The sequence below is a fragment of the Vibrio variabilis genome, assembly GCF_003263785.1.
GTDB classification, from domain to species: Bacteria; Pseudomonadota; Gammaproteobacteria; order Enterobacterales; family Vibrionaceae; genus Vibrio; species Vibrio variabilis.
The window spans coordinates 1-7,925 of the sequence record NZ_JYJK01000088.1 but is presented as its reverse complement, the minus strand read 5'-3'; the positions used below and the strand labels follow the sequence as shown (position 1 = coordinate 7,925).

At 45.8% G+C, this 7,925-nt stretch carries 4 protein-coding genes and 2 pseudogenes; all 6 read left to right on the top strand.

Going from position 1 to position 7,925, the window contains the following annotated elements; translation table 11 throughout:
- Nucleotides 1-764: pseudogene (locus TZ48_RS16625) on the top strand (hypothetical protein); the annotation flags it as partial.
- Nucleotides 755-1,987 (top strand): Ig-like domain-containing protein, encoded by a 1,233-nt coding sequence (locus TZ48_RS16620; protein ID WP_338062282.1) that lies wholly within the window; start codon nucleotides 755-757, stop codon nucleotides 1,985-1,987. The pseudogene TZ48_RS16625 and the gene TZ48_RS16620, both read left to right, overlap by 10 nt.
- Nucleotides 1,963-4,461, top strand: a complete 2,499-nt coding sequence (locus tag TZ48_RS16615; RefSeq protein WP_112479988.1) for a hypothetical protein — start codon at nucleotides 1,963-1,965, stop codon at nucleotides 4,459-4,461. Before TZ48_RS16620 ends, TZ48_RS16615 begins: the two co-directional genes overlap by 25 nt.
- A complete protein-coding gene (locus TZ48_RS16610) occupies nucleotides 4,422-5,276 on the top strand; it encodes a hypothetical protein (RefSeq protein WP_112479987.1) in 855 nt (284 codons plus the stop codon). The genes TZ48_RS16615 and TZ48_RS16610 overlap by 40 nt, the downstream gene beginning before the upstream one ends.
- 2 nt (nucleotides 5,277-5,278) lie before the next feature.
- Nucleotides 5,279-6,139, top strand: coding sequence for a calcium-binding protein (locus TZ48_RS16605; RefSeq protein ID WP_112479986.1), 861 nt, complete (start codon nucleotides 5,279-5,281; stop codon nucleotides 6,137-6,139).
- A gap of 570 nt (nucleotides 6,140-6,709) precedes the next feature.
- A pseudogene (locus TZ48_RS16600) lies at nucleotides 6,710-7,925 on the top strand (hypothetical protein); the annotation flags it as partial.

Here is a 7,925-nt window from a genome sequence, read left to right as displayed (position 1 = left end):
GCAACAACGTGACCCTCGTGGATGGCAACCTCAATGTGCCAGTCGGCGTGACGACGTTCGATATCATCTTACCAACGGTGGATGACAACTTAGTTGAGCCTGAAGAGACGTACACACTTTCTGTTGATGGCGTTCCATCAACTGGGACGATCATCGACAACGACAATACCGCTCCTGTCGCAGAAAATGACCCTGAAGGTCTAGACCGAACAATAGGCACTGTGGGCTCTGAGAAGCCTGGCTGGACATTTGATACCAATGACTCCGATGATCTGATTGATAACGTTAGCGCTTCTTACGATGGCTCTGAAGTGGGGTATCAGGTATACGGCAGTGATAAGCTGGGGATCGATGGTACGTCAACCGGAGGTCCGAACGAGCAAATCCAGTATAACCGCAATGAAGGGAAGTCAGAGAAGCTGACTATTGATCTCAAAGCTCCAGCGGTTGGTGGCTCATTCTCTGTTACCAACTTGTATGCTGATGAAGGGGGAACGGATAATCACGAGCAAGGTAAATGGAGCGCCTACTTGGGCGATACATTGGTCGCTGCTGATTACTTCTCAAATGAAGAAGGCAATGAGGGTATTTTCAATATCGATACCGGTGGTTTTGCCTTTGATCGCATTGAGTTTGAAGCCGTTGAGTTTACGGAGGGTGAAGCAAGAGGGAATGACTCATCAGACTATTTCTTGCAAGGTGTGTCGTTCGATGGCGCTGACGCTATGTATTTACCCAAGGACAAGAAGTTCGCATTCCCCTAAGTGAAATCCTTGCTAACGATAGCGATCCCGACGGGCATAGCTTTAGTGTGACGTCCATTTTTGATGAAAGCTTAGGTGATGCCTACATTGACGGTGATGATGTGGTGTTTGAATTGCCTGGTGAGTTTACTGGCAATGCTCAGTTCCAGTACCAAATCACCGATGAGCGAGGTGGCACTGATACTGCAACGGTTAGTGTGTTAATTAATCCGACACCTATAGCTGTAGATACTATTACTTTTAACGCTGATAACAACGATGTCACGGAAGGGGATAGCTTCGTTTACAACGTGACTCTCGATGGCACCACCAACGTTAAAACCTTCTTTGATATTGAGTTTGGAACAGGTTCCGATTTGGCTTCGGCTACTGACATTGATTTAAGTCGCTTAGATTTTAGCGATGAAGTGAGTTACAACGCGGTGACTGGTGAACTAGAAGTCCCTGCTGGAGTCTCTTCGTTCTCTATTGAACTGCCAACCGTAGATGATAGCCGTTTTGAGAATACAGAAGACTTCACCCTAACGATTGGTGGCCAGTCTCTCGCAGGCAATATTCTCGACAACGATGACGTGACACTCACGCTCACTGGAGGTGGTGAAGTAAGTGAAGATGCAGGTTCTGTCGGGTATGTTTTAGGCCTAAGTAATCCCTCGGATGTACCACTTACGGTTACTCTTGAGCGCATTGATGACACGACAGACAGTGGTGACTTTACCACTACGACAGCGAGTTATAACAATGGCAACGAAGAGGTCATGCTTGATATCGTCAATAACCAAATTGTAATCCCCGCCGGCGTTACCGCGGTGGATATCAGTGTTGGCATTGTTGACGATAATGTGTACGAGCTAGACGAAGGCTTTAGTCTAAAAATCACGGAGCCAGCAGGCCTCACTAATAACGGCGCAGCGGGTATTACTGTTGGTGCAACTATCTCCGATGACGGTGAAATTGGTGGTAAGCCTGGCGGTGATAATGACAATATAGCGCCAGTGATTGACCTTGATGACAGCGAAGTGGGCACCGGCTATTCGGCGTTGTTTACGGAAGGCGGTAGCCCGATAGCTATTGTCGATGAAGATATCAATATTCAAGATGACATCGATACCATCACCAAAGCCGAGATCAGGTTTACTAACCCTCAGTTCAATGACTCAATTGGGTTTAACCCAAATGGAACACTTCCAGCAGGCTGGTGGTTGAAAAAACGGCAACTCTAATTACTATCTCGGGTGAAGCGAGCAGTGCGGATTATGAAGCGGCATTGAAGTTAATCGAATTTTCTAACGATAGCCAAGATCCGAGTGACGTACCGCGACAAGTTGAGATTATGGTATACGATGATCAAAACCTGGCATCTAATGTTGCGACATCGATGATCACTGTTTTACCGGTCAACGATCCACCAGAGTCAGAGAACTTCAGTTTCTCGATTGATGGCAATGATCCAGTCTCTGTTGAGTTCGATACAGGTATCGGAACTATTGAAGGCGAGGGTAGCGATCATATTGCTGACATCGAAGATGATGCGAACGGTGCACAAGTAAAAGTGACAATTACTGAGCTTCCGGTCGGTGGGACTCTGCTCTACTACGGTGTTGCTATTACTCAAACTCATGTTGAGAACGGTGATGCGTTCGATCCAACACATATTACCTATCAACCTGATTCAAATGCTCAGGGCTTTGTATTGGGTACGAAGGTAATACCGACCGATAGCGACCAAGAGAGCACTAAAGACGAGTTCTACAACTGGGGTGAAACGGTTGATGGTAAGAACCGCGTTCTGGAGTTAGAGAACGGTGACTCTATTACTATCAGCTCAAACAAAGGTAACCTGATACAGTACCGCGGTGATGTGCAAGCTAACCATGTGGGGCATGGTTTAGGTATTGGCGGTGGTCACGGCATCAATGAAGGTGAAGAGCTTACGATAGACTTCTCAGAGCGTCCTGCTACTCATGTTAACCTCGGCCTCGATGGCATGGGCGGTTATTTCTACAGTGGATTAGACAACGACAATGAGTCTGCTGTGACAATCGAAGTCATGCTAAGTGATGGCTCGACGGTAGAGTACATCCCCGATTTTCAAAAGGAGAGTTCAGGTAACAATGAACTATTCCATGCACTCAGCTTTTCTGTAGACGACCTCTCCAGTGTTGATGAGGGCGTCGTGATCACTGGGATCAGTGTCGGTACTTCTGGACCAGGTAACTGGGAGCTTAGATACCTTGAAACTGCACTCAACGATAGCTTCAAATACAAAGCGGTAGATAGTGGCGAGGCGCTGAGCGAAGAGTCAGTTGTTACCATCGTTGACCAAAGGGATAACAATGCTGCTCCAACGCTTGACTTGGATCTAAGTGCTGATGGTACGGGCTTTGACACCTTGTTTACCGAGGGCGATGCGCCAATCAACGTGGTCGATGATGATATCACCATTTTTGATGAGAACAATGTTATCGGCTCCGCTGAAATCTTATTCACGAATTCTAAAGAGGGAGATACTTTCGAGATTGCCAGTTTACAACACGGCGATTTCTTACTCAGCGGTCTTCAATATGGGTACGAAGTTATCGATGAGGGATTACCAACCGAGTCGATTAAGATCACGCTAACAGGAGAGGCAACTCCAGCAGATTACGAAGCGGCGATTCAACTGATTAAGTTTGAAAACTCGAGTCAAAACCCGGATCAAACAAATCGAGTAATCGAGATCACTACATTTGACGATCAATCGCTTCCGTCTAATACCGCTGTGTCGACGATTGATGTAAGCGCCGTGGCTGATGTCGTTATTTCGCCAGCAGAAGGTGATGAAGATACCAATATTGATTTGGCAATTGTGTTACCAGTAAGTAGTGATGTATCTAAGGTAGTGATTTCTGGCATTCCGAATGGTGCTAAGCTCTTTGATGGTAACGCCGAGCTGACGTTTACAGGCGACTCTATCGAATTAATGCCTTCACAACTTACCAAGTTGTCCGTTTTGCCACCCGAGAACAGTGACGAAGACTTCGTTTTGACTGTAGAAGGTGTTGGTAGTGACGGAACTTCCGTTGAAATGCACGATCTTTCGGTCACGGTAAAACCTGTTACTGATATGCCGACGCTAACCGTATCGGGTGAACAAATCCTCTCGGCAATCAACTTCGAGAATATCAATCTGGGCAATAGTAGCTGGAAAGGCAACATCGATGGAACTCAGCTTAGTGTCGATACGCCAGATGGGCTGAACCTTGGAAATTGGGGAGTCATTACCGATCGAGGAGAGGTTGGTAAAGAGCGCGTTTATATGGGTAGCGGTGGTGACAATCAGATTTTTGAAATCGAGGGTCGCAGTGGGCAAACTGATTCTCTGTTTACCGAGTTTGATGGCGAGTCGGGTCAGTTTTACGAGTTAAACTTTGATGCTGCAGACAGAAGAAATGACTCACCAATGGATATCATATTGACAAAAGAGACCTCACCTGGAGTTTGGGAAGACGTTGAGGTGTTGAGATCTTATTCTAACGGGGTGAGCATGAGCTTGATGTTAGGCAGTGGTCTCGAGATGAGCATGTGTTCTTCCAAACTCCTGAAGATGGCAACTACAGAGTTGTTTTTGAGTCACCTGAGCAAAACAGTTACGGTGCACTTCTCGACAATATCACATTGTCTGCCACGGAAAATGTCGGTTACGAAGACTCCCTAATTGACCTTAGTGATATTAGTGCGGCTCTAACGGATGTCGACGGTTCAGAATCACTGACCTTGCAACTCTCAGGTCTTCCTGATGGCGCCACCCTGTGGTTGGATGGCGCTGAGTTAACGGCGATTGATGGCATTGCGGAGCTGCCCAACAATGTTAGCTTGGAGAACCTTCAGGTAGTCGTTGCTGATCCAAACACGTACACGCTCACTGTCACAGCCACTTCATCAGAAGGAGACATTGAGCATCCAGTAGCGAACAAGTCGGTGATTAAAACCATCAATCTCATTGTTCTAGATGTAAATGACGCGAATAACACGCCACCAGAAGTTGTAGATTTTGATGTTTTTGCGGGAGAAGACACGATACCGTTGCATTTCGCAGATTTTGCAACCGATATTGAGGACGATGCAAGCAGCTACAAAGAAACCATGGTTGAAATTACCGAGTTACCACAATACGGGGAACTCTATGTTGAAGTTAATAATGGCGATGGTCGATTGTATCTTGAAGCTGGTGATACCGTTTTGGACAAAACAGTGATCCAATATGAGCTCAACAATGGTTTCTCTGCAAATGAAGATGGTTTCGATCCGAGTCTTTCGGCCTTACTCGATCAAAATATCGAGATTACGGGTGGCATCTATACTGGAGCACGTCCTGACCCTGACCTGATATCGTCAGATCAGCTAGCTAACATAGCTTACGACGACAATGGCAACGATAAACACAGTGGTTTCTTTACTCAGCAAACGGGTCAAAATGGGCAAGAAAACGAACACGGCAATGGTAAAAATACCGATGAGGCGAATATATAGCCGTGCGTTACACCGCGGCGAGTATGACTCACGTCAAGGTTACTCTGGCCAGTTTGACGGGCAACATTGTTCAGGGCAGAGGAAACGCTCCTGCAGCGGTCATTACTGCATTCTTATATCTAGATGGAGCCTACGTAGGTGCTCAGCAGCTTGATCCTGATAATGATCTTCATGTCGATTCTGGGAACAGCTCTAAGGTCGCGACAATGGATATTCAATCTGAACAGCCTTTTGACGAGGTCAGGGTTGTATTGACCAATGAAAATGGCAAAGGGTTTGTATTACAAGGGTTTGAGGCAGTAGATACGGATGTTACAGACAGTTTTAAATATGAAGCGGTTGATGATGACGGTGCGCGAAGCAATGATGATGCTACGGTGACCATCAATATCTCACCTGAAGGGAACTTTACCGACTCAAACAACGACAATGATTATGGCTTTGCCGCGCAGGGTACAGCGACCTCTTATCTATATGGTACGGAAGGCGATGACCTGCTCATTGGCGGTGATGGAGACGATCTAATAATCGGTGGTAAAGGTAGTGATACTCTGACAGGCGGTGAGGGTAACGACACCTTTAAGTGGACAGAAAGCGATTTAGATGGTCATAGAGATGTTATTACTGATTTTTCCAGGGAAAATGGAAATAATGATGTCATTGATCTTAAAGATTTATTCGACGAAACAGACTCACTGGATGACCTGTTAGCAGACAATACAATTGTTGTTTCCGAAGACAATGGTAGTACTTTAATCAATGTCGATAAAGGTAATGGTAAGTCGGTAACCATCGAGCTTGAAGGGGTTGTTGGTGTTGATAATAACATGTTAAATAACATTTTGATTATTCAAGATAGCTAATTGATAACATTGTAAAAAAAGCAACCTCCGGGTTGCTTTTTTATTTTTCGATATTTATTAAGTTCGATAAGTTTTTACTTCTAATGGGTTGGCTTTTACCACTTTCTTACACAGTTTACTTACTATCGAATTGACTAGAAGAGTCGTACGATCGGTCATGCTGCCCCATATTTCTTAGCTCTTAGTCTTGAGAGCTATGTCTAACCAGTGGTGATTGCTATCTGGAGTGTGCATACCAGCGAACATCAGTATGCGCTCATGTGCTTATTGGTGTTCGTTTTGGAAATGAGAGCGACACATTAAACTCCATTTTTCCTTTATTTTCATTCACTAATAAAAAACAAAAAAATATTGGTAGAAATCCACAATTCTCGAATTTGAGAGATCGAATATCTTTTTTGAGACAGATGATTAATTAGCTTGCCAAAACATACTCAATATTCGAGATGTCTGATATTTACTTTATACAACAAATAAAAATTAAACTTTTTTGCAGCGCAGTGTTAACGAATGAGCTAGGTAATATTACAGAGCAACCCGGTCGTCACTGGGTGACTCAAGGAGTCGAACATGAGTGGTTTTTCTTTATTTGGTGCAGTGCAGGTTTCAGGTACGTTAGTGGTGGACGCTCAAGGGAGACTGACAGTCCTTCCTGAGGGACTAGAGCCTCGTCCGGGAGATGTTGTAATCGACATTTTAGAGGATGCTGAAGTCGGTGAGGATGTGAACGTCGTCCTTATCGAAGATGATGGTTCGGCGAGAACGCTTGAGATAACAGCATTGGATGCAGACGCGATCATCGCACAGATCGAATCTGGACAGGATCCAACGGATGTAGAGGGTCAGGAGACTGCAGCAGGTGAGGAAAACGGTTCGAGCCCGACAACGACAGGGGCTATTGAGCGCGACGGAGCTCAAGTACTTGCTTCTACCCAGTTCGACACGACAGGTCTGGAAGCGCAAGGATTATCGGCAACACAGTCGTTAACACTGCTCCAGTTTGCGCGCCAACCTGTTCAAATAGCAGAAGAAGCCATTCCTGCCACGTTAAGCGTGTCGGGTGGAGAGCAAGTGAACGAGGGTGAAAGTGCTGAGTTTGTTGTAAGGCTATCTGCCGAATCAGAGAATGAAATAGCACTTGGATTGAGTTTAGTAACCGATGAAAACGGTTATACCGCGGAGTCGGAAGACCTAGAGTCAATCAGTGCATTCTATGTAGATAATAATGGGGAAACACAGCCTGTAAACATCATTGATGGGCAAGTAAATATTCCAGCGGGTGTGACTGAGCTCATCGTCAGTGTTCAAACTCGGCAAGATACAACCTTCGAAGGGCAAGAGAGGTTTGGTCTTCGAGTTTCAGACGTTGATGGCATAACTCTGCAAGATGACACTAGCACATTTGATGAAAACGGTACCCTCTTTGTGACCGGGGATGCAGACATCATTGATGACGGCACTGGACCTGGTTCCGATCCAGACGACGACCGTCCAGTATTGTCTATTTCGGAAGCTGAACCAGTCAGCGAGGGCTCATCTGCGATGTTTACCGTAAGCCTTTCTACGGAGACTGAGGCCGATGTGGTTTTAAACCTAGCGACCGTGACTGACGGTGATTACACTGCTGAAGAGGGTGACATTGGCGCCATTACGGCCACGTACAACGATGGGGAGTCTGATGTACCGCTCACCATCACCGATGGCAATGTCACTCTACCAGCAGGCGTGACTGAGTTTAAAGTCACCGTTGTCACCACGCAGGACGACATATTCGAAGGCCCAGAGA